Genomic DNA, 21,836 nt, shown 5'->3' with positions numbered 1-21,836 from the left:
ACAACCTTTTTTTAGGATAGTACGCTCCTTATAGAATTTGAACAGGATGGAAATATTTTAATACACTCTCTTTTTTGTATTTTCGTGAAAACAATACACACAAATGGATATAAACTTCAATAAGAACGAAGATCATAATAAGCTTCTGGTATCCGCCTTACGCCAGAAACTTGCTAAAGTAAAATTAGGAGGAGGAGAAAAACGGATTGAAAAACTTCATGCTAAGGGAAAGATGACTGCTCGGGAACGTATAGCATATTTACTAGACGATAATGCCGAATCTATAGAAATTGGAGCTTTTGCTGGAGAAAATATGTATGAAGAACATGGAGGATGTCCAAGTGGAGGTGTTATTGTCAAAATTGGATATATTAGTGGTAAGCAGTGTATTGTTGTTGCAAATGATGCAACAGTAAAAGCCGGTGCCTGGTTCCCTATTACCGGAAAGAAAAACTTAAGAGCTCAGGAAATTTCTATAGAAAACAGATTGCCTATTATATACCTGGTAGATAGCGCTGGCGTATATTTACCTATGCAGGATGAAATTTTTCCGGATAAAGAGCATTTTGGTAGAATATTCAGAAATAATGCTGTAATGAGTAGTATGGGTATTACCCAGATCTCTGCTGTTATGGGTAGCTGTGTTGCCGGCGGTGCTTATTTGCCAATTATGAGTGATGAAGCATTGATTGTTGACAAAACAGGAAGTATTTTTCTTGCAGGGAGTTATTTAGTAAAAGCAGCTATTGGAGAAAGTATTGATAATGAAACGCTGGGTGGCGCTACTACACATTGCGAAATTTCCGGAGTCACAGATTATAAATCCAAAGATGATAAAGATGCATTGGATACGATCAAAAATATAGTCGCTAAGATTGGAGCGTATAACAAAACAGGATATAATAGAATTAAAGCGACTAAACCTAAAGCAAAACAAGAGGACATTTATGGAATTTTACCAAAAGCCAGAAATGAGCAATATGATACTATGGAAATCATTCATCGATTAGTTGATGATTCTGATTTTGAAGAATACAAAGCGGGATATGGTAAAACCATTATTACTGGCTATGCTCGTATTGATGGCTGGGCCGTTGGTATTGTTGCCAATCAACGCAAATTAGTAAAGTCTAAAAAAGGAGAAATGCAATTCGGAGGTGTTATTTACTCTGATTCTGCTGATAAAGCCACCAGGTTTATAGCTAATTGTAATCAGAAAAAAATTCCATTGGTTTTTTTACAAGATGTTACCGGGTTTATGGTAGGTAGTAAAAGTGAACACGGAGGTATTATAAAAGATGGAGCTAAGATGGTAAATGCAGTAAGTAATAGTGTAGTTCCTAAATTTACTATTATCATGGGTAATTCTTATGGTGCAGGAAATTATGCTATGTGCGGTAAAGCATACGATCCCAGATTAATATGTGCCTGGCCAAGTGCAGAACTAGCTGTGATGGGCGGCGCACAAGCTGCAAAAGTACTATTACAGATCGAAACCGCTTCATTAAAAAAGAAGGACGAAGCATTATCAGAAGAAGATGAAAAGGCGTTGTTTGATAAAATTAAAGCACGGTATGACCATCAGATTTCTCCATATTATGCTGCTGCAAGGATCTGGACTGATGCTATCATTGATCCATTAGACACCAGAAAATGGATCTCAATGGGAATCGAAGCAGCGGATCACGCCCCTATTGAGAAACCATTTAATCTTGGAGTGATTCAAGTGTAATGATTTTTCTTAGGATGTACCCACCATATTTATTATCTGATAATCAATGAAACAAAGAATGTGTCAAGCTGAGTTGTTCTAATAGTCAAAATTTTAAAGTGTATTATAACCTCTGTCACCTTTGCTATAGAGTTTATTAAGCACTTTATAATGCCAACACCCTGTAAGTAATTTTTAAATTTCTTATTGTTTGTTATATATGATTTTACTAGTACCTCAAAAAAACCCGATAATTAATATCATCGGTATGCCATCACTTTTTACGTTTTTAATACGGGTATATTATTTTTCTAAAAGTTTTCTGTCTCTAAACCAATATATAACTCCTTAAAATATCATGAGAATTACAACTGTATTTTTATTCTTCCTTCAGTTTTGTTATTCTATGTTTTACGTACAGGAACAGCCTGAAATTGATAGCACTCATCTCCACTCTTCTGTTAATAATTTTATTCTTAACGAGAAGAAAACAGATACTATAGAAAGTTTTTTAAGAAATATCTATGCCAAGGATACCAGAGTAGCAGAAATGTATTATGAATTATACTTACAACGAGGAATTCGTGATAAAAATGATAATATTCAATATACTTCATATTATTATTTAGGGGATATTGCTACTGTAAAAGGAGATTTTATTGTAGCCATACGGTATGGAAAAATGATGTATAAAATTGCCCAAAAACAAGAAAATGATATCAAAAAAGTAGTGGCCCATAATTTTATGGGGAATTCATATTTCCAAATTAGGTATTATAACAATGCATTAGAAGAGTACCTAAAAGCATATGATATTGTAGAAGATAGCAATGATAAAAATCAAAAAATTCAATTACTAGCCAATATAAGTAACCTAAAAACCAGAGTTGGTCTCTATCAAGAATCTCTGGAAACTTATCAGAAAATTATTTCCTTATTAAACAAAAAAGAAAATAAGTTTATTGGTAACTATAATGCTACTTATCTATCATCAATTCTTGGAGCTGGAGTATGCAAGTATAAGCTGCAAAAATATGATAGTGCTATTACCTTTTATAAAGAAGGGCTCGAATTAGCCGTTAAGCTAGGCGAAAATGTATATATCACTGTTTTTAATATGACGATAGCTGAAGCATACATTCAAAAAAAAGAGTATGATCAAGCACTATCGTTTCTTACTAATGCCGCACTGCTGATCCATAAAAAAGAAAAAGTATTTGATCCTAATTTTTATACACTCAATTATCATCTGGCAACCATCTATTACAAAAAAGAAGCATATGAAAAAGCTTTGAACTATTTAGAAGAAAATTTTAAGGATATTGATTCTTATGAAAAAGAAAAGCAAATAGAGAAAATCACAGAAATGTATGATTTAGCACAACAATGTGCAGAAAAAAAGGGTGATGTACATAAACAATTATATTTTGGTAATGCCTATAAGAGAATTATCGATTCCAGACATCACGATGATATACTTACAAGTCAGCGGTTATATAAGTATAACATTTTAAATCTTAAGGAAAAAAATGAAGAGCTCCTATCAAAAAATACTCTTTATACTATCGGGTTTGCTTTTGTAATAACTTTTACATTTTTTTTATTACTATATCATTATAGAAAACAACGTAAAAATAAAGAACTGTTTAAAAACCTCCAAAACCGAATAGAAGCGTCATCTCCTATTCCAATTCCTACTACTACAAAAGAAGTGATAACGGATAAAAAAGCAAAAGAAATTTTTATACTATTAAAGGATTTAGAAAAAACGAATTTCTTTGTAGAGAAAAGTTGCAGCTTATATACAACAGCAAAAAATATACATACAAATACTTCATATTTATCAAAAATTATGAATGAGTACAGAAAGCAATCTTTTAGCGATTATATCAATGAGCTAAGAATTAAGCATTGCTGTTCTAGATTAAAAACGGATCAAAAATTTCGTTCTTATACCATAAAAGCGATCTCTGGAGAATTAGGATATAAGAGCGTAAATACTTTTGCTTCTGCATTCAAAAAACATACTGGTCTTACACATTCATACTATATAAAACAAATACAAAAGACTGATAAGCAAATGACTTAAACATTCTTAAAATATAGTCTATCGTATCTCAAAATACGATCAATTTTATAAAATTGACGAAATTTATAACTTAAAATATTCTTTTATTTTGCGAAACTCGTACTTTTAAAGTAACGTAAATAATTGCGTAAAGTAGTACTACTAAAAAAGTATATTGAGATACTTTAAATCACAAAATTTCAGTTGTCTTCAATATAAATTTTCTATAAAAAATACAACGTCAGATAAAATCAGATTTTGAGCTTTTATTGATATTAAGTAAGCTATTCATCATACCATAAAACCTATTTCTCAAATGTATCCAAAAACAATTTCTTTTCTTACCCTACTCTTTTTTATATTCTTGCCTCCTGCTATTCATTCATTCACTGCTACTAACTGCTCTGAGGAAGTAACGATTGTAAACGAGGCAAACTCTATATATATTACGATCGAGGTGTATGAAAATACGGCAAAAATTATTGTCCCTCCAGATATAGATATAAAAATACCCAGAAGAAATTGCATCCCTGTTAGAATTACAATAGACTATAAAGTAACACATACCAACCTTGGTGATTTTCGTTTAGCAATACGATCGCCAGCTACTACATTAGTTCCCGTAAAAATCCCTCCACCGACAGGCTTTATTCTTACTAGTCAAGAAAGTAGTAGAACATCCTCTATTGTAATCAACAGATGTATTGATGGCGAACGATTAATTGCAGGAAATCATAATTTACATTTTGCTCTGGAAAAATGTTCTGATGACAGCGCATGTAATTCTACTGATGATTTACCTCCAGAAAATACAATTGATAGAAATTCTGCAAGTTTTTTGATTTATGACTTAGTAGATCTGGGTATAAATTCGATCTACTGGATTCCCAATCAGGATTCTGATAGTTTTATGCTAAAATATATAATCTCTAATATGGCCAGAGACCCAATTAATACAACATTTAAAATAAAATTTTATATATCAAAAGATAATCAGCTTGACGATAAGGATACATTATTTACTACCAAAACAATACACAGCATTTCCAATTTTAACGAAGTAGAACTAAATCTACAGATACCTAAAGAAGCGCATGAAAGATTGACCAATACATATATTATTTGCAAGCTTGATGCAGATAATGAGATAGAAGAATTAAACGAAGAGAACAACATCTCTGATTATTTTATCACTTCTTATAAGGATCTAAAAATTAATTCGATTGAAATTTCACGACCATCAGGCACATTTGGTATTTATATAACGTGTGCCGTTGCTAATAAAGGGCAACTCCCAATTGCTGAAACCACGATCGTAAACCTATATGATCAAAACCGTAGGAGCGAAAGTGTATTAGATAGTCAAAAATTATTGCCTGTCGAAACTAATGGAGTGCTAAAAGTAACATTTTATCTGGATGTTAATTACTACCTTACTCATATAAGAGATTATATATTAAGTATAGCAGCAGATGCCGATAATAGTATTACAGAAACAAATGAGAACAATAATGAAGTGAAATTTAAAATTCCTACGATCCAAAATGGTGAAACTATTCGTGTTTACCCAATCAGATCAAGATTAAAAACAAATAAAATTATTACGAACAAAGAAAGGTATCCATCTATAGTAGCTACATCATTAAAAAAAGTGTATCCTAATCCATTTCGCGAAAAAATAAACTTTTCTATTACTGCTACTAATAAAAAATCGAATATTTCTCTAACAGTGTATGACACAAAAGGAAGCATCGTAGATAAAACTACTTCAAAAACACAATCAAAAGGAGAACAAATTTTTACATATGAAAGCATCAATCTACCTAATGGACTGTATTTTTATAATCTGAAGATTGATGAAAAATCGTATCAAGGTCATCTTCTAAAAAAATAGTTGAACGCTTCAGATTTTTTTTAATGCAAAAGCACTCTGAAAATAACTTTCCAGAGTGCTTTCTAGGTTACGGGGTGTTAACCCTGAAAAACAGGGCCTTTTTTATTAAAATCACAAATCATTACTATGCATCCAGTAATAATTTGATGCTATATAATTAGTTTGGCAATACGTACATCAAAACTTTTATCACCAATCATTCTTTATTTTAAAGTTTAGTCACATATTATAAACATTTAAAACTGCTTTTCCCCTACATGCGAGGGTTATTTTCTTGTGTTAAAAAATGTTAACTATAAAAACTGTAGTTCAAAACATAATTCATTTCCAATAGAATTCATCACATAAAACACTAAATATCATCCCTTTGAACAAGTAGAAATCAAAAGAGGTGTATAAAAAGTAAATGGCTTATAATTCAGTGTATATTTTCAGATCATGCAATAGTATCAAATTTATAAAACTGATCTTTTTATATTTTAATACTTAACGATTTACCTATAGTTTTATCAAAAGATTCTTTGCCGGCAAGAATTATAAATCATTTTAAAACTTTAATTTTTATTCGTATGAAAAACAATATAAACAAGATAATTTTGATCTTTCTATTATTCGGAATCGCAAGTTGTCAAAAAGAGGATGCTATTATTCCAGAACAAGAGGTCATCCAACATACAGAAGATATCAAAGTGATTACAAATTTTGACGATTTAGATGTAAGCAAATCTTCTTTTCAAAGTATTATTTGTTCTTTTCAACCAATACCTACAGGATTTAGAGTTGTGGGATATTTGTACGATTATCCGGGCTGTCCTAATTACCCTCCATTTTTTTTAGGAATTTATAATGCAGCTCTTATCGAACCCATAGGGCTTCCCAGAATATCGAGAGCAGGTGCTGGTTGTGAAGATAATTATTGTATCTGGATTGTCGGTTCTGATTTTGAAGAGGATGCCTATGTTGATATTCGCACCACTTCTGGTTCTGCAATTATAGGAACATATAGAGGTTCCAATCGAGTTCAATACGTGAATGATCAAGGGCAAGATGTCATCACATTGAGATTGGAATCAGCTCTGGAAAGAAACGAATTTGCCAGTAGAGGACTACGTATTTGGGTGGTAAATCCAGAAGCAAGAAAATGGGGTGATGGCAGAACTGTAAGAAGACCCAGAGATAGTGGAGATGGCGGACCTATTGAACCACCATGTAATCCTATTTGTCCATAAGACTAATTATCTAATAAATTAATTTTTGGCTAATTTATATAAAAGAATCACGAGCATAGAATGCTTTGTGGTTCTTTTTTTAATAATGAATACTAAAACCTTAAACAACCATAAAACACTAAAAATCAAAGACTAAGTTTGCATTCTAAATGTCAAAAAAAAATACCTTAGATCCATTTCAAAAAATAATAAGTATATTCCTGCTGCTATTTATAAAAAAGGGATTGCTTAGCATACTCCTTGATCTATAATATACCATATGAATTACTACAAATGAGACATTTACTAAAGAATATTCTACTAGGATTTTTTTATATCATAATTTCTTGTAATGATGCTGTGAAAGATACCAGTGAAAAAACTGAAATATCAAAAACACCAATAGAAAAGTCCACAACTGTTATCCCTAAAAATTTACCATTTATTTGGGAAGCTGCCAATGTATATTTCTTATTGGCTGATAGATTTATGAATGGAGATACCTCTAATGATCTAGTATTGGAAAGGACAAAAAAAACCGGAGTTTTAAGAGGATTCGAAGGAGGAGATATAAAGGGTATTATTCAGCAGATAGAAAGCGGTTATTTTAATGATTTAGGAATTAATGTACTATGGATAAATCCATTGATTGAACAAATACATGATAGTGTAGATGAAGGAACTGGTAATACCTATGCGTTTCATGGATACTGGGCAAAGGACTGGACAAGTATTGACCCTAATTTTGGCACCTATGATGACTTAAAAAAACTAGTAACTACAGCTCACAAAAATGGCATCAGAATTCTTATGGATGTTGTGATCAATCACACCGGACCTGTTACCAAAAAAGATCCTGTTTGGCCGGATAATTGGGTAAGAACTTCACCTCAATGTACGTATAAAGATTATGAAAGTACTGTAAAATGTACATTAGTAAAGAATTTACCCGATATTAAAACAGAAATGGATGCCGCTGTAGCGCTTCCACAGGCATTGATCGATACATGGCAAAAAGAAGGAAGATTAGATACCGAAATGCATGAGTTAGAGATTTTCTTTGCAACATCAGGCCTTGAACGTTCTCCAAAAAACTATATTATTAAATGGCTAACTGATTATGTAAGAGAATTAGGGATTGATGGGTATCGAGTAGATACAGTAAAACACGTCGAAGAAAGTGTCTGGGCGGTACTAACAGAACAAGCTAAAGTAGCTTTTGCCACGTGGAAAAAAAATAACCCAGATCAAGTATTAGACACTAATGAGTTTTATGTTTTAGGAGAGTTATATGGATATAATATTGATGGAAAACGTTTTTATGATTTTGGAGATCGAAAAGTAGATTATTATGCGCACGGCTTTGATAATTTGATTAATTTTCAATTTAAATATGATGCAGAACAATTGAGCTATGAACAATTATTTCATAAATACAATACTATACTGCAAACGGATCTAAAAGGTAAAAGCATTCTAAATTATATCAGCTCTCACGATGATGGAGCACCATTTGATAAGGATCGAAGTAAATCTTATGAGTCTGCTACCAAATTATTATTAACTCCGGGAATTTCTCAGATATATTATGGAGATGAAACAGCTAGGTCTCTCTCCATAGAAGGAGCCCAGGGTGATGCTACCCTTCGTTCCAATATGAATTGGAAAGATTTAGAAAAAGAGAATACCCGATCCATATTAAAACATTGGCAAAAATTAGGCACTTTTAGAAAAAATCATCCCGCCATAGGCGCAGGAATCCATAAAATGATCCATAAAACTCCGTATACTTTTTCAAGAACATATCATAAAAATGATATTCACGACCGCATAATTATAGGGCTTCATCAGGGTAAAGGCACTAAAAAAATTAATGTAGATAATGTCTTCACGAATGGAACCCTGCTAGTTGATGCCTATTCGGGTACAGAAGTTATTGTAAAAGAAAGTGAAGTATCAATTACCTCTCAGCATGATATTGTACTTCTGGAGACTAAAAAATAGTAGCTGTGTATGTCGCGATACGGTTAAAAACTTTCTCATAACAATGTGAACTTAACATTACCGTAATACTGATGTAAAATCTTTAAAAACTGATAACAATATACTCATCACCAGTTAATTATTTTTTAACTCAGGAATAGTTTCTTTGTAAGAATAATGCATTTTTATGAAAAAACGTACTGTTGAACTTGTTGTGATATCTGATGTTCACTTAGGAACTTTTGGATGCCATGCAAAGGAATTATTAAACTATCTCAATAGTATTAAACCAAAAACTCTCATTCTCAATGGAGATATTATTGATATCTGGCAATTCAGAAAACGTTATTTCCCCAAATCACATCTTAAAGTCATCAAAAAGATCATAAACTTTGCTTCTAAAGGTACAGAAGTAGTCTATGTAACTGGTAATCATGACGAAATGCTAAGAAAATTTAGTGATACCAAAATGGGTAATTTTCAACTAGTTGATAAAATTGTTTTAGAACTAGACGGCAAAAAAGCCTGGATCTTTCATGGAGATATTTTTGATGCTTCGATTCAAAATGCAAAATGGCTTGCTAAACTTGGAGGTTGGGGATATGATATCCTAATTCTAACGAACCAACTGATGAATTGGTGTCTTGTAAAAATGGGAAAAGAGAAATTTTCACTTTCCAAAAAAATTAAGAATAGTGTAAAAGAAGCCGTAAAGTACATCAATGACTTTGAACAGGTAGCGGCAGAAATAGCTATAGAAAACGCCTATCATTATGTAGTTTGCGGACATATACATCAGCCACAAATCATAAAAAAAACAAGTAAAAGCGGATCTTGTATATACCTTAATTCTGGAGATTGGATAGAAAACCTCACCGCATTAGAATATCATAATAACGAATGGAAATTAGTTACCTATCAAAAAGAAGAGATGGAAACCAGTAGTGAGCAGGATGAATCCGAAGACTTGGATATTAACTTGGAAAACCTGCAAGCATCATTCTTACTAAAAAATAATATCTCATCATATAAATAGTATATCAAAAATTAGAAACTTACCATGAAAAACCTCAAAATCCTCACATTATTAGGATGCATATGCATTCTTACCTCTTGTCAACACCTGGATGAATTTTCTGGCAGTGGTCATGCATCCCTTCCTCCTACCATCGTTTTAGAAGAAAATGTACCATATGAATTGCCTTATGAAGTTATCAGTACCATAGAAGATTCTGTAGAAATAAGGAATGGTGGTTACGGCTCTGCTGCCACGGCACATCCTCTAAAAAAAGGAGAATTCTATGCAATCACAGATCGAGGACCCAATACAGATTTTCTGGATGGAAAAAAATTTCCTGTAGCTAGTTATACACCCAGAATTGGTCACTTTGCAGTTACAGAAACAGGAGAAATTATACGAGTGAATGATATCTTACTCAAGGATCCAAACGGACGCCTAATCACTGGATTACCTAACCCTGAAGGCAAAGGAGCTACAGGAGAAATTCCTTATGATATTGAGGAACAACGATTGCCTTTTGATGATTTTGGATTAGATTCTGAAGGCTTGGTAGCACTAAGAGACGGATCTTTTTGGGTGTCTGATGAATATGGCCCTCATCTTGTACATTATTCTGCAGATGGAGTCCAGCTGGAACGTATCTCTCCATATGGGGTTAATGACGGAAATGGAGGCAGAAAACTACCCGCTGTATTTGCCAAAAGAAGACCTAATCGTGGTATGGAAGGATTGGCAATCACACCTAGTGAAAGGATGCTTGTAGGCATCATGCAGTCTACCCTGTATAATCCAGATAGAATCAGAACTGATCTCACCAGAATAGTAACTTTTGACCTGAGGACAGGAAAAACCAAACAATATTTATATCGCCAAGAGAATAACAACCTTTCTAATTCTGAAATTGTAGCAATCACTAATACTAAATTTATTGTTGTAGAACGTGACGGTAAATTCTCTGGAGAAGGCCCTGCTCAAAAACATATTTATGAAATTGATATAAAGGATGCAACAGATATTAGTGGTCACGATGTAGAAGCAGCGTTTGGGATGCTTATTGGAGGTAAAACTATTGAACAGTCTACCTGGGCAGAAATCGAAGCAGCAGGAATACAAGCTGTTTCAAAGAAGCTTATCGTAGATTTAGTTGCAGAAACAGGATATCCTCACGATAAATTAGAAGGAATCTGGTTAATCAATAGAAAAACAATTGCTTGCCTTAATGATGACGATTTTGCAGTTACAGATGAAGATGATAATGGGATAATAGAACAAAAAACACTACCAGGCTCATCTCCCAAAATTGATGCCAGTTCATTGTATATGATTAAATTAGACCAGGTTCTGGGGCATTAGCAGGTCAATATTTTATATAGAAGATACAATATAAATTCCAGAATTTATATTGTATCTTCTTTTCTTGTATTTTCAATTTGTTTTCTTGTCTAAAAAATAATGGTAGCCTATGCCTATGACAACTTAAATCAATTTTTAACCTATTTTGATTAAATTAACATCAGTTTTGCACGATTTTTGATATCTTTAGATAAAATTGATTATTTAGAAATTATGAAAACCTTTTTTGCACTACTTTTAGGATGCCTTAGTTTTATTTCTTTTGGACAGGAAAAACCTTCTTACATATTAGAATGGCAGGAATTGAGTGATTCTCTATCCGAAGAGAATGTATCAATATACACTATTACACAAAGAGAGATTGTTCCTTCTCTTTCGTTTATAAAACAGTATGCAGTAACCGAAAACTACCAATTAATGGAAGTTGACCTCACAAAGGACATCCGTAAACAACATCTAAGACCAGATACTCCAATGCTACGACTTCCTGAAAATAAATTTATTCAATCTGATTATACCATAGCCATTCCTACGGCTACGAATAGAGAACATACTGGCCTTACTATCTCTGGAAGTGCTGGAGGATATGGATTTAATGGGTATAATTTTTCAACTAACAATACCGGAATCAAAAATAGTGCCTACAAAGACGCTAGTCTTTATACAGGAGTATACTGCCCTGTTACAGGATTACCTCTAAATTAGATTTTTATTCTAGGCTAAAACACTGTTTATTTTTCCAGCAATCGAATACCATTTGTTTCAATGGTTATTATTCTGGCCTTGTAAAGTGTTCCTATTGCTTTTTTAAAGCTTTTTTTGCTTAACTGAAAAACTTCTTTTATATCCTCTGGATTTGATTTATCATTTAAATCAATAAAACCTCCGCTTAATTTTAATTCCTTAAGAATTTGTTCGGCATTCGGTTCAATCCCTCTATAGCCATGTCTTTGGAGCGTGAGATCAATTTTACCGTCAGGTCGGATTTTCTTTACAAACCCTTTGAGTTCATCTCCAGTATTTATTTTCTGAAAAATCTCATCTTCATAGACTAATCCGAGATATTTTTGATTAATAATCATATTCCAACCTTGTGGTGAAGGGTGTGAAGCTATCAGGTCTACTTCATCATATGCTGACAGAAGTACTAAAGAATTATCCAAAAAGGCATTTGTCTTACTAGATGCTACTAATCTATTAGTCTTCTCATCCAGGTATACATAAATCAGATACCAGCTTCCTGCTCTCATTTTGGCGGCTTGCTCTTTAAAAGGCACAAAAAGCTCTTTTTCTAACCCCCAATCAATAAATGCTCCTATTTCAGAAGTATGGGTGCATTTTAGATATGCGAATGAATTAACAGTGACAAAAGGTTCTAGCGTAGTAGCTACTATCCGTTCTTCATGGTCTAAATAGAGAAAAACTTTTAATTGCTCTCTTATCAAAAATTGTTCTGGAACATATTTATTGGGTAATAAAACTTCATTTCCATCATCATCACTCAGGTATACTCCCTGATCTCTTTCTCTTACTACCTCCAAAGTATTATATTCACCTAACTTAAGCATGTTTTATTTTTTTGGCAAAGATAATTCTTTAATATTCCTATTTAACAAGTTTCCACAAAAAAAGGTGTTCACATCACCGAACACCTCCTATTGTTGTATACATATTTTCTTCTAATTATAAACTGCTTCTTTCCCGAAGTGCTTAGCTAATAAATAATATACCACTGCTCTGTATTTATTACGATTAGATTTTCCATATTGCTCCATAACAGACGCAATAGCTTCATCTAATTTTGGTCCATCAGAAAGCCCTAGCTTTTTAATTAGAAAGTTGTTTTTTACAGTATCTAATTCTGACTGATCACTACCAGATACTGTTGAAGCATCAGCGTTATAAATTGATGGACCACAACCTATAGTCACTTTTGTTAAGAAATCCATATCAGGTGTCTGACCAATTTTATCTTTAATATCAGCTGCATACTTGGTAATTAATTCATCTCTTTTGCTCATAAGGTGAAATTTTTTTAGTTTTTAGTTAATTATTTATGCTATCTCAAATATAACATATTTATAAATGAATTATTCATTTATAAAACATATTATCGCCTATAGTTTAGATAAAATGTTTAAAATAATCGATTAAAACAGAATCATTTGTTTTTCTAGGAGTAAAAACTTCTAATAATACAGGAACATTATTATTTTGATATAATTTTTTAACACCTTGTATAACTTCTTCAGTCCCTTTTGCCGAAAAATATTTAATAGTATACATATCACATAACTGTACTGCGCTTAAATGATGTTTGGTTTCAAAATATCTGCTAAAATTATTACTTTCCTCCTTACCTGGTAAAATCCTAAAAATACCACCTCCCTCATTGTTGATAAGGATGATTTTAAAATTAGCAGGTATATAGTCATTCCACAAACCATTGCTATCATAAAAAAAACTAAGATCTCCTGTGATAAGAGTTGTTGGTACACCTGAAGCTCTGGCTGCACCGATTGCTGTAGAGGTGCTCCCGTCAATACCACTAGTCCCCCGATTACAAAATACTCTAAAAGTTGGATTGAGTGAAAACAACTGAGCATAACGCACTGTAGAACTATTACTAAGCTGTATACATTGGTGATCTGGTATATGACTAAAAATAGTTTCAAACGCTTTTAGGTCTGTAAACGTTATTTTGCTTAAATATTCCTTATGTTTTATCCTTCTTTCATCTCGTACAGATAACCAAGTTGATTTATAGGTATTACTTATCAATTTAGTATAAGGTAAAAAATCAGAAAAAAAAGAATTTGGCTTCATCTTAATATGCTCTGTAAGACAAAAATAAGTATCAAATGCTTTCTTTTCATCTATATGCCAATGCACTCTGGGTTGATATTTTCTTAAAAAAGATTTAATCCTTTTGGAAACTACCAAACCACCAAAAGTTAGCAGAATCTCTGGTTGTAAGGCTTTAAACTCTTCTTCCTCTAAAGAGGTTATTAATTGATCAATGCAATTAATGTGAGATGTATGATAAATATTTGAAGTTGTCTCTGTCAATACCAGTACTGAAGGATCTTTGGCAAAATGTTCTATCCATACTGAATCTAAGCTATTTGGCTGATGTACCCCGATTAATACTATTTTCTGCTTTGCTTCATTCCAATCATAAAGCATTTTTGATTTTACAGCATCCGATATGTGATGTTCCAAATATTCAACAGGAATATTTTTCGGAAATATCGTTGGTGCTTCTATTTTATCATATAAAGGTTCGTAAAATGGAACATTAATATGCACGGGACCATTCTGTTCTATGGCTACATTTAATGCCAGATTAATTTCACGTTCATTATGTTTCTGAGCTTCGTATTGTTTTTGTTTTACTTTGATGTCTTTTATCAGAACTTCAGGAACAATCTCTGAATATAAATTCGCTGAATATAAAATATGGTTTTGGAATACATTTTTCTGACGAATTGTTTGTCCGTCACCTATATCAATACGTTCAATAGGTCTATCTGCACTAAGTATTACCAAAGGTATATCACTATAGAACGCTTCTGCAATCGCGGGATAATAATTTAACAAAGCACTTCCGGAAGTACATACTAATGCTACAGGTTTCTGAATTTGTTGTGCAATTCCCAAAGCAAAAAAAGCTGCGCATCGCTCATCAACAATACTATAACAATGCATAACTGGATTCTCAGTAAAACCAATAATCAATGGCGCATTCCTTGATCCGGGAGATATAACAATATGACTGATTCCTTTTGCTTCACATAAAGCTACAATCGTTTGTGACAAAGGAATTTTAGAATATAAACGTTTCTTCATTCTGAGGGCTAAATTACAATATCAACACAATTTAAGCCAAGCTTTTTAGCAGTATTTTATTGTAAAACCTTTTTCATCGTTACTGTTTTTCTTACGGTTTCTTCCCATTCTTTTTCTGGAATAGAATCTTTAGTAATACCACCGCCTACATAAATAATTGCTTTATCACTTTCTATCTCCATACAACGTAGGTTTACAACTATAGTAGATGATATAACTCCATTCTGAGATATATTTAGTTCTCCCAGAAAACCTGTATAGTATTTTCTGGTATAGTTTTCTTTTTCTAAAATAAAGGATTTAGCTTCCTTCTTAGGCAGACCACATACTGCCGGTGTAGGATGCAATACGTTAATAACATCCTTGATACCAAAATTTCCTGGTTGCAAATCTCCGGTTATATCAGTACGAAGATGTAAAAGAGTTCCTGCTTTATGTGAATAGGTTTCTGAATGCTTAATATTATCAACAATTGACGATAACTCCTTTGTAACAAAGTCCTTAACCATCGACTGTTCTTCTATCTCTTTAACTCCCCAATCAACTTCTATAGCATCTATATAAGGTAACGTCCCGGCTAAAGCCATCGTAAAAAGTTTATTATCTGTAACTTTTAATAGCGTCTCTGGAGTAGCTCCCAACCAGGTACCAATTTGGGGATGATACCAGCAGTATACAAAAGCTTTAGGATATGAATCAATTAGTTTTTTAAATATAGATAACACTCTATTACTAGCAACAGTAATCTCTTCTTTGCGCGATACTACTACTTTTTTTAATAAACCCGAATTAATAGCGTCTATACCAGAATTAACCAATTTTATATGCTTCTCTTTTGCTACAGAGTTATCAGTGAGTGCATCTATCTTATCACCACTAGCTTTTGGCCTCTCAGGCTCCTCAGGAATAATGATACTATATTGAATACTCTTTGCCAAAGGAATCAATATCGATTTTGCAGTACTATCAAATGGAGCAAAAACAAAACCTGATTCATCATACGACCTGGTTTCATATATTGAATCATCAGACTGAAGCATGGCATGTATTATCCTTTCACCAGCTTTTTGATACACAACAAAAGGTAATTTTTGATCTAACTGAGATTGAATTTTTATATATAAGCCTTCAATATCCATTTGATTAGGATTTAGGAAGTGCAATGGTCGTCAGCTTTACGACAGAAATTAATCTATCTTCTTCATCTCTGATTTTGATATCCCATAACTGAGTTGTTCTTCCTTTATGAACAATTTCTGCGGTTGCAAATACATATCCTTCGCGAACACTCTTAACATGATTAGCAGATATCTCTATCCCGCGAATGTAAAACTCTTTAGAATTCAAAAAAATATAACAAGCAGCACTGCCCACACTTTCTGCCAGCGCAACCATGGCACCACCGTGTAGCACACCATCAGGTTGATGTACTCTGGGTGTTACGGGCATCTTTGCTACCAGAGAATCAGTACCTACAGCACAGAAAGAAATATCTAGTGTTTCCATCAGGGTATTTTTACACATGTTTGCACATTGTTCTAATATTTCTTGTTCTGTTAGATTCATAACTTTTTAAAATTAAAATATGTGAAGCAAAAATTTTGTGATTATAACAATACTAATTTCTCATTTTTATCAAAAACCTTACTATAGGATCAAAAATAAACAATGACACTAAATAATTCTAACTATATTTGAATATTATTTTAACGAACGTTCAATAAAATGCCAAGAATTAAAACATCCAAAGAAGAAGTATTAAAAAAAGTGATTCCAATACTAAGAGAACGAGGTGTTTGTAAAAGCAGTATGAGTGAATTGGCATATGCATGTGATATCCAAAAATCCCATTTTTACTATTATTTTAATAATAAAGAGCAATTAATTAAAGAGGTATTGGGCACGGTAAATAGTTATTTTAATTATAACTTTTTTAGAGTAATAGAAAACAATACAATTGATATTCGAGAAAAGATAGAGAAAATAGATAGCTTACTAACCACAATGTTTAAAAATTCATATAGCGGATGTATTATGGCTAATACAGCATTAGAAACCGCACATCTTACTCCTATTTATGAAGATGAGTTCAAACAATTTTTTGAAAATTTTATATCCGGACTTCAAATTCTTCTGGAATTCAATTACTCTGAAAAAGAATCCTTATCCTTCGCAGAGCAAATCGTACAGGATCTGGAAGGTGGAATTCTTTTAATGCGAATCTATAAAGACCACAAGTATCTAAATACTGCAATCTTAAGGATGAAAAAAGTAATATTAAAACTTTAACTCATGCAAGCTTATACGGTAAAATCCTTTGATAATTATCCTATTTCGGTACATGAATTCATTCCTGATTCTCCAATTGACAAAACTATTGTCTTTGCTCCTGCTGTTGCGGTACCTCAAAAATTTTATTTTAATATGGCAACGTATCTTTCTGAGTCTGGGTGTCATGTGTTTACTTTTGATTATAGAGGCATTGGCAGCTCTACTTCTCAACGTATCCAATCACTAAAAGACCATGGTTTTTTGTCCTGGGCTCAGGATTTTAAGGCTGTTTCTATATATGCCAAAAAGCAATATACTGCGAATATCCAATACCTGATCGGTCATAGCTATGGCGGCAATAGCATAGGCTTTAGTGATGCCTACCAATATTATGAAAAATATCTTACCATTGGTTCCCAATATGGGTTTTATAAACACTTCTCTACCAAAATGAGGATTTTGATTTATATTAATTTTAATTTTTTTGTACCGATTACTACTCGTATTCTAGGATATTATCCATCTGCCTGGTTTGGTTTAGGCGCTCCTTTATCAACAAAGGCCGCAAAGGATTGGTCTACCCTATTATTACATCCGGATTCTATGCTACATTTTACAAAAAAACAGACTGAACCCTATTATGAACATATAAAAAAACCTATGTTACTGATAAGTATTGATGATGATCTTTTTGCACCAAAAAAATCTGTTGACATTTTAGGAGATCATATCTATAAAAATGCAACTGTAATACGCAAACATATAAGACCATCAGATTATAACTTAAAAACAATTGGACATTTTGACTTTTTTAGAAGAAAAAATCAGGATATCTTGTGGCCAATTATTAACGAATGGTTCCAAATTTAAACTGAAAAAAATGATACAAAAAGAGGTAGTTTATCAATCCACAAATACCTATGACACCTTAAATGATTTAACATCTCACACAAAAAGTGTTTGGCTGGTTTTTCACGGAATAGGATATTTAAGCAGGTATTTCATTCGTTTATTTCAGGATTTATTGCCCGAAGAAAACTATATAATTGCCCCACAAGCTCCTTCAAAATACTACAAGAATAATGATTATAAACGTGTTGGATCCAGTTGGCTTACCAAAGAAAATACGAAGGTAGATACCGAAAATGTACTCTCCTATATTGATGCCGTTGTAAAAGCAGAAAATCTCACAAAAAACACAAGATTAATCGTATTAGGATACTCTCAGGGTGTCAGTATTGCCAGTCGATGGATAGCTTCCAGAAAAATAAACTGTGATTCCCTGATCATGATCTCCGGAGGTTTTCCCAAAGAATTGACAAAAGTAGATTTTACTTTTCTATCAAATACGACTACAATTACTCATATTGTAGGCGAGAATGATCCTTATTTTGAAATAGAAAAAGTGGCTGCAGAAAAAGAAAGAGTACAACAAATTTTACCACAAATAAAATTTATAACGCATCCAGGAGGGCATGAATTAAATCCTAAAACTCTTGAAGGTATTATATAAAACTTTTATCTGCTTAGGTTGCTGCTCTTAATTTTTTAATTTCTTCTCTGCTATGAACTGTATCATAGATAATCGTTAGCTTTTTAATTTTATTTTCTGAAGTCATTTCTAATATATCCACTACCTTAAATTTTACAATATTTCCTTTCTTTAATCTCCAGATATAATCAAAAAGCAATGATATTCTATCAGACTCTTTCTCATAAAACAATCCATCAAACGTTAATTCTGAAGAACTTGTATCGTCTGCCAATGTCTCATAAAATTCAGAAGCTGGCAAAGTTCCGTATACCGGAGATATTACAATTCCCTCTTTTGTAAAAAGAGTAACAATCTCCTTTACCTTTCCTTGTTCTAAAAAAGATAAGTAGCTTCTGGCAACTTCTTCTTTGGTCATTTAATCGATTATAAATAATGTTCCTTAATCACCTCTATATGATGTTTTTGATGTCCTGCAAGTATATAACCAACAGCTCTAGCACTCAAAGGACTTCCACTTGCCGTACCTATTCTTTGTAACATGTCATCAGTAAAACTTCTGAATAGGGAAATTGAACTAGTACGAACTGCTTCAAAATCCTCTATGAATCTTGCTTTAGGATATTGCCTGGTATTCGAGTTAAGCACATATAGATTCTGGTCAAAACCTGGTAGTAAACTATTATCATTCATGGCAAAACAGAGCGCTCTATAACTAAATATGCGTTCGCTATCAATCAAATGTTGTAATACCTCTGCAATTGTCCATTTACCTTCTCGATATGCATATGTTAATTTCTCTTCGGGAATCGTATTTACAAAATCAACAAATTCTTTTTTTCCAGATTTTAATCCTTCCAGAACGTCAGCATTCGCTGCTTTAGCAATATAAATACCATAATACTCATTATATTCTTCTAAAATAAGTTGATCTTTCATAAACTATAGATTTAATAGCATTCCCAACTTGAATTCATCCAACAAAACTGTCCCTCCTTACCCAATCCTTGAAAAAGGAAGGTTTACTGTGGCTGGTTATACTGAACTTTTGTTTTTTTATGAGTAAATTCAAATCAGAATTGTATAATGCGTTCGAAATTTACCAATTCAATACTCATTTTATTATGCTATTAACAGTACTTTATCAAAGAACTTTTCTTGAGTACTGCGTTGAGGTACAAAATTTACATTTTGCACGCTAATTTTGTCGATTTTTTTAGTAGCTAAAGCAATACTAAAAAAACGACTTCATTATAGTACAAAAGCCAAACTTTTCGGTTGAAAACCTCTACTCAAGATGAGTTCAAATTTAAAAACACTTAGTACGTTCTATATTTCTTATATATTTCTGTTAGTGGATACTATTTTTCTCACTTCTTTTAGTATCAAATCGGGAGTATCATACTCAGGATTAGATCTATACAAATCTACTTCATTTTGAATATATTCAATTGATTTTATCAAATTCGTGTTTTTAATATCTTTTGCAAATAATAGGTTATCTGGTTGTATATTCTTGTTTTTGATAGAATTATCTACTTTTTTATAACATCTACATGTGTTGTTAGTATTTATTATCCCACAGTTTTTATGTAAGAAATTGTGTAAGCTTTTCTTAGAGCGTGATAGTCTTTTTCTGAAATTTTCTGGTGTAATATTACATATTATTGCTCCTTCTCTACTATTAAATTCTAATATTTCACCTATGATATAAGTCAAGCGGCTTTCTCTATTCAAGCATTGTAACATGGCATTAGAACAACCAATCTTTGCTTCCTGAATCAACAAATTTTGTTCTGCCTTATTCGTAGTATATGCAATAGTCTCAGAAAAACCTTGTTGTAATTGATGTTCGTATTGATCAAAATAAACCTGTTGTTTCAATTTTTTATTTTGAAAATTGATTAAAGTATTAGATGCTAATCTATACACCCAGGTGGTGAACTTACTTTTGTGATTAAAACTACTCAAATTTGTAATGACCTTGATCAATATCTCCTGCGTAGTATCTTTGGCATCATCAGGATGCCAAAGCATCCTAACGGCCAAATTATAAATCAATCCCTGAATTTGTATCACAATTTCTTCAAGCGCTTTTTTATCACCTTCAACTGCGCTTTTTACTTTATCATTTAAACTAATCATTTTCATAAAATTACAATACCAATTAACTCTCAATGAATATTATTAGAAACTACGATATTTCTCTGGTATAATCCAACTTTTAGTTATCAAACACTGAAACAAATTAATAATTGATTTTAAAAATATCAAACTAAAATTCAGAATATGAATAGCTATCTATTTGCGCTCCAGTATTGATTTAAGTGCTTTCAATTCTTCAATTAACCCTGGAATCCCTTCGTTTTCCCAAACACTATCAGGCATTTCTTTTGGTTGAAATAATGTAAATACATATTCACATCCTCCATTGTTTTTAATAAGCCGTGTGGGAATAGGTTCTCCTCCGCCAAGAATAATATCGATTATTCCCATTTCTTTGTCAGATTTAAATGCCAATGGAATTTCTCCAAACGGAGTTATGGCGATAAAACTATTATCAACTTTTTTTACGTCTTTTATAAAGTTTATTGCCCATTCCTTTTGTGTTAAAGGATTAGAAATATACTCAAATACCATGTCGTATTGAACACTAATACTAATTGTCTGCGTTGTTGATTTCCTCATAATTTTGTCTTGTAAAGTTTATAAATTTATTTGTTACCCTTTTAGACAAAATCCACCCGCCAGGTGTGACAGCTTTTCTGTTTTTTATTATAAAAATGCATAATCTACTATAAAATTCAATCTGATTATCTTTTAATCAAATACCAAATAGATTTTTCTCAGTTATCATATTCGTCTCCACGAACTTTGTTCCAATTTCGTTTAAAATATCTCATTCTTTTTATGAACTTTTTTCGTCTACAATAGCACTACAGACTACAAAAAATGCCTCATCTGGTTAAATTTCAACTCATTTTCG

The 21,836-nt window shown here is 32.3% G+C and carries 20 protein-coding genes; 11 read left to right on the top strand and 9 right to left on the bottom strand.

Annotation, left to right across the window (positions count from 1 at the left end):
- Window positions 1-103 precede the first annotated feature (103 nt).
- From F0000_RS13730 to F0000_RS13695, 8 genes are all read left to right on the top strand, one after another.
- Window positions 104-1,732: an acyl-CoA carboxylase subunit beta gene (locus F0000_RS13730; RefSeq protein WP_149625297.1), complete on the top strand. Its 1,629-nt coding sequence runs from the start codon at window positions 104-106 to the stop codon at window positions 1,730-1,732.
- 337 nt (window positions 1,733-2,069) lie between these two features.
- Complete coding sequence (locus F0000_RS13725) at window positions 2,070-3,800, top strand: AraC family transcriptional regulator (protein ID WP_149625296.1); 1,731 nt, start codon at window positions 2,070-2,072, stop codon at window positions 3,798-3,800.
- A gap of 295 nt (window positions 3,801-4,095) precedes the next feature.
- Window positions 4,096-5,673, top strand: a complete 1,578-nt coding sequence (locus tag F0000_RS13720; protein ID WP_149625295.1) for a CARDB domain-containing protein — start codon at window positions 4,096-4,098, stop codon at window positions 5,671-5,673.
- A gap of 569 nt (window positions 5,674-6,242) precedes the next feature.
- Window positions 6,243-6,902: a hypothetical protein gene (locus F0000_RS13715; protein WP_149625294.1), complete on the top strand. Its 660-nt coding sequence runs from the start codon at window positions 6,243-6,245 to the stop codon at window positions 6,900-6,902.
- Window positions 6,903-7,175: 273 nt separating this feature from the next.
- Complete coding sequence (locus tag F0000_RS13710; RefSeq protein ID WP_149625293.1) at window positions 7,176-8,885, top strand: alpha-amylase family glycosyl hydrolase; 1,710 nt, start codon at window positions 7,176-7,178, stop codon at window positions 8,883-8,885.
- A gap of 166 nt (window positions 8,886-9,051) precedes the next feature.
- A complete protein-coding gene (locus F0000_RS13705; protein ID WP_149625292.1) occupies window positions 9,052-9,900 on the top strand; it encodes a UDP-2,3-diacylglucosamine diphosphatase in 849 nt (282 codons plus the stop codon).
- A gap of 24 nt (window positions 9,901-9,924) precedes the next feature.
- Entirely contained in the window at window positions 9,925-11,238 is a 1,314-nt protein-coding gene (locus tag F0000_RS13700) for an esterase-like activity of phytase family protein (protein ID WP_149625291.1), read from the top strand.
- 213 nt (window positions 11,239-11,451) lie between these two features.
- Window positions 11,452-11,943, top strand: a complete 492-nt coding sequence (locus F0000_RS13695; RefSeq protein ID WP_149625290.1) for a hypothetical protein — start codon at window positions 11,452-11,454, stop codon at window positions 11,941-11,943.
- A 26-nt stretch (window positions 11,944-11,969) separates the two neighbouring features.
- On the opposite strand, the gene F0000_RS13690 is transcribed toward F0000_RS13695, so the two are convergent.
- From F0000_RS13690 to F0000_RS13670, 5 genes are all read right to left on the bottom strand, one after another.
- Complete coding sequence (locus tag F0000_RS13690) at window positions 11,970-12,806, bottom strand: S1 RNA-binding domain-containing protein (RefSeq protein WP_149625289.1); 837 nt, start codon at window positions 12,804-12,806, stop codon at window positions 11,970-11,972.
- Window positions 12,807-12,917: 111 nt separating this feature from the next.
- Window positions 12,918-13,259, bottom strand: coding sequence for a DUF2853 family protein (locus F0000_RS13685; protein ID WP_149625288.1), 342 nt, complete (start codon window positions 13,257-13,259; stop codon window positions 12,918-12,920).
- A 103-nt stretch (window positions 13,260-13,362) separates the two neighbouring features.
- Entirely contained in the window at window positions 13,363-15,087 is a 1,725-nt protein-coding gene (menD, locus tag F0000_RS13680) for a 2-succinyl-5-enolpyruvyl-6-hydroxy-3-cyclohexene-1-carboxylic-acid synthase (RefSeq protein ID WP_149625287.1), read from the bottom strand.
- A 56-nt stretch (window positions 15,088-15,143) separates the two neighbouring features.
- Window positions 15,144-16,226, bottom strand: a complete 1,083-nt coding sequence (locus F0000_RS13675; RefSeq protein ID WP_149625286.1) for an isochorismate synthase — start codon at window positions 16,224-16,226, stop codon at window positions 15,144-15,146.
- Between the two features lie 4 nt (window positions 16,227-16,230).
- The gene (locus tag F0000_RS13670) at window positions 16,231-16,653 is read right to left on the bottom strand and encodes a PaaI family thioesterase (RefSeq protein ID WP_149625285.1); all 423 of its coding nucleotides are present in this window, start codon (window positions 16,651-16,653) and stop codon (window positions 16,231-16,233) included.
- 159 nt (window positions 16,654-16,812) lie between these two features.
- Between F0000_RS13670 and F0000_RS13665 the strand changes: the two genes are divergently transcribed.
- Genes F0000_RS13665 through F0000_RS13655 form a run of 3 tightly spaced genes read left to right on the top strand, consistent with a single transcriptional unit; the run spans window position 16,813 to window position 18,871 of the window.
- Window positions 16,813-17,376 carry a TetR/AcrR family transcriptional regulator gene (locus F0000_RS13665; RefSeq protein WP_149625284.1) on the top strand — a complete coding sequence of 188 codons (564 nt, stop codon included), beginning with the start codon at window positions 16,813-16,815 and terminating at the stop codon, window positions 17,374-17,376.
- A gap of 3 nt (window positions 17,377-17,379) precedes the next feature.
- Window positions 17,380-18,228 (top strand): alpha/beta hydrolase, encoded by an 849-nt coding sequence (locus F0000_RS13660; RefSeq protein WP_149625283.1) that lies wholly within the window; start codon window positions 17,380-17,382, stop codon window positions 18,226-18,228.
- A gap of 10 nt (window positions 18,229-18,238) precedes the next feature.
- Window positions 18,239-18,871 carry an alpha/beta hydrolase gene (locus F0000_RS13655; RefSeq protein ID WP_255452746.1) on the top strand — a complete coding sequence of 211 codons (633 nt, stop codon included), beginning with the start codon at window positions 18,239-18,241 and terminating at the stop codon, window positions 18,869-18,871.
- A gap of 13 nt (window positions 18,872-18,884) precedes the next feature.
- Here F0000_RS13655 and F0000_RS13650 read toward each other — a convergent pair whose 3' ends face one another.
- From F0000_RS13650 to F0000_RS13635, 4 genes are all read right to left on the bottom strand, one after another.
- A complete protein-coding gene (locus F0000_RS13650; protein WP_149625282.1) occupies window positions 18,885-19,268 on the bottom strand; it encodes a nuclear transport factor 2 family protein in 384 nt (127 codons plus the stop codon).
- Between the two features lie 8 nt (window positions 19,269-19,276).
- Entirely contained in the window at window positions 19,277-19,789 is a 513-nt protein-coding gene (locus F0000_RS13645; RefSeq protein WP_149625281.1) for a DinB family protein, read from the bottom strand.
- 399 nt (window positions 19,790-20,188) lie between these two features.
- Complete coding sequence (locus F0000_RS13640) at window positions 20,189-20,995, bottom strand: RNA polymerase sigma factor (RefSeq protein ID WP_223148902.1); 807 nt, start codon at window positions 20,993-20,995, stop codon at window positions 20,189-20,191.
- Between the two features lie 156 nt (window positions 20,996-21,151).
- Complete coding sequence (locus F0000_RS13635; protein WP_149625279.1) at window positions 21,152-21,538, bottom strand: hypothetical protein; 387 nt, start codon at window positions 21,536-21,538, stop codon at window positions 21,152-21,154.
- Window positions 21,539-21,836 lie beyond the last annotated feature (298 nt).

This window comes from Aquimarina sp. RZ0, from assembly GCF_008370685.1.
Classification (GTDB): domain Bacteria; phylum Bacteroidota; class Bacteroidia; order Flavobacteriales; family Flavobacteriaceae; genus Aquimarina.
The sequence above is the reverse complement of the archived record's forward strand: the minus strand, read 5'-3'. Positions and strand labels throughout refer to the sequence as shown.

What these genes read in the sequence shown, in the direction of transcription:
- F0000_RS13730 (WP_149625297.1), top strand. Translation starts at nt 104, where the DNA reads ATGGATATAAACTTCAATAAGAACGAAGATCATAATAAGCTTCTGGTA.
- F0000_RS13725 (WP_149625296.1), top strand. Translation starts at nt 2,070, where the DNA reads ATGAGAATTACAACTGTATTTTTATTCTTCCTTCAGTTTTGTTATTCT.
- F0000_RS13720 (WP_149625295.1), top strand. Translation starts at nt 4,096, where the DNA reads ATGTATCCAAAAACAATTTCTTTTCTTACCCTACTCTTTTTTATATTC.
- F0000_RS13715 (WP_149625294.1), top strand. Translation starts at nt 6,243, where the DNA reads ATGAAAAACAATATAAACAAGATAATTTTGATCTTTCTATTATTCGGA.
- F0000_RS13710 (WP_149625293.1), top strand. Translation starts at nt 7,176, where the DNA reads ATGAGACATTTACTAAAGAATATTCTACTAGGATTTTTTTATATCATA.
- F0000_RS13705 (WP_149625292.1), top strand. Translation starts at nt 9,052, where the DNA reads ATGAAAAAACGTACTGTTGAACTTGTTGTGATATCTGATGTTCACTTA.
- F0000_RS13700 (WP_149625291.1), top strand. Translation starts at nt 9,925, where the DNA reads ATGAAAAACCTCAAAATCCTCACATTATTAGGATGCATATGCATTCTT.
- F0000_RS13695 (WP_149625290.1), top strand. Translation starts at nt 11,452, where the DNA reads ATGAAAACCTTTTTTGCACTACTTTTAGGATGCCTTAGTTTTATTTCT.
- F0000_RS13690 (WP_149625289.1), bottom strand. Translation starts at nt 12,806, where the DNA reads ATGCTTAAGTTAGGTGAATATAATACTTTGGAGGTAGTAAGAGAAAGA.
- F0000_RS13685 (WP_149625288.1), bottom strand. Translation starts at nt 13,259, where the DNA reads ATGAGCAAAAGAGATGAATTAATTACCAAGTATGCAGCTGATATTAAA.
- menD (WP_149625287.1), bottom strand. Translation starts at nt 15,087, where the DNA reads ATGAAGAAACGTTTATATTCTAAAATTCCTTTGTCACAAACGATTGTA.
- F0000_RS13675 (WP_149625286.1), bottom strand. Translation starts at nt 16,226, where the DNA reads ATGGATATTGAAGGCTTATATATAAAAATTCAATCTCAGTTAGATCAA.
- F0000_RS13670 (WP_149625285.1), bottom strand. Translation starts at nt 16,653, where the DNA reads ATGAATCTAACAGAACAAGAAATATTAGAACAATGTGCAAACATGTGT.
- F0000_RS13665 (WP_149625284.1), top strand. Translation starts at nt 16,813, where the DNA reads ATGCCAAGAATTAAAACATCCAAAGAAGAAGTATTAAAAAAAGTGATT.
- F0000_RS13660 (WP_149625283.1), top strand. Translation starts at nt 17,380, where the DNA reads ATGCAAGCTTATACGGTAAAATCCTTTGATAATTATCCTATTTCGGTA.
- F0000_RS13655 (WP_255452746.1), top strand. Translation starts at nt 18,239, where the DNA reads ATGATACAAAAAGAGGTAGTTTATCAATCCACAAATACCTATGACACC.
- F0000_RS13650 (WP_149625282.1), bottom strand. Translation starts at nt 19,268, where the DNA reads ATGACCAAAGAAGAAGTTGCCAGAAGCTACTTATCTTTTTTAGAACAA.
- F0000_RS13645 (WP_149625281.1), bottom strand. Translation starts at nt 19,789, where the DNA reads ATGAAAGATCAACTTATTTTAGAAGAATATAATGAGTATTATGGTATT.
- F0000_RS13640 (WP_223148902.1), bottom strand. Translation starts at nt 20,995, where the DNA reads ATGATTAGTTTAAATGATAAAGTAAAAAGCGCAGTTGAAGGTGATAAA.
- F0000_RS13635 (WP_149625279.1), bottom strand. Translation starts at nt 21,538, where the DNA reads ATGAGGAAATCAACAACGCAGACAATTAGTATTAGTGTTCAATACGAC.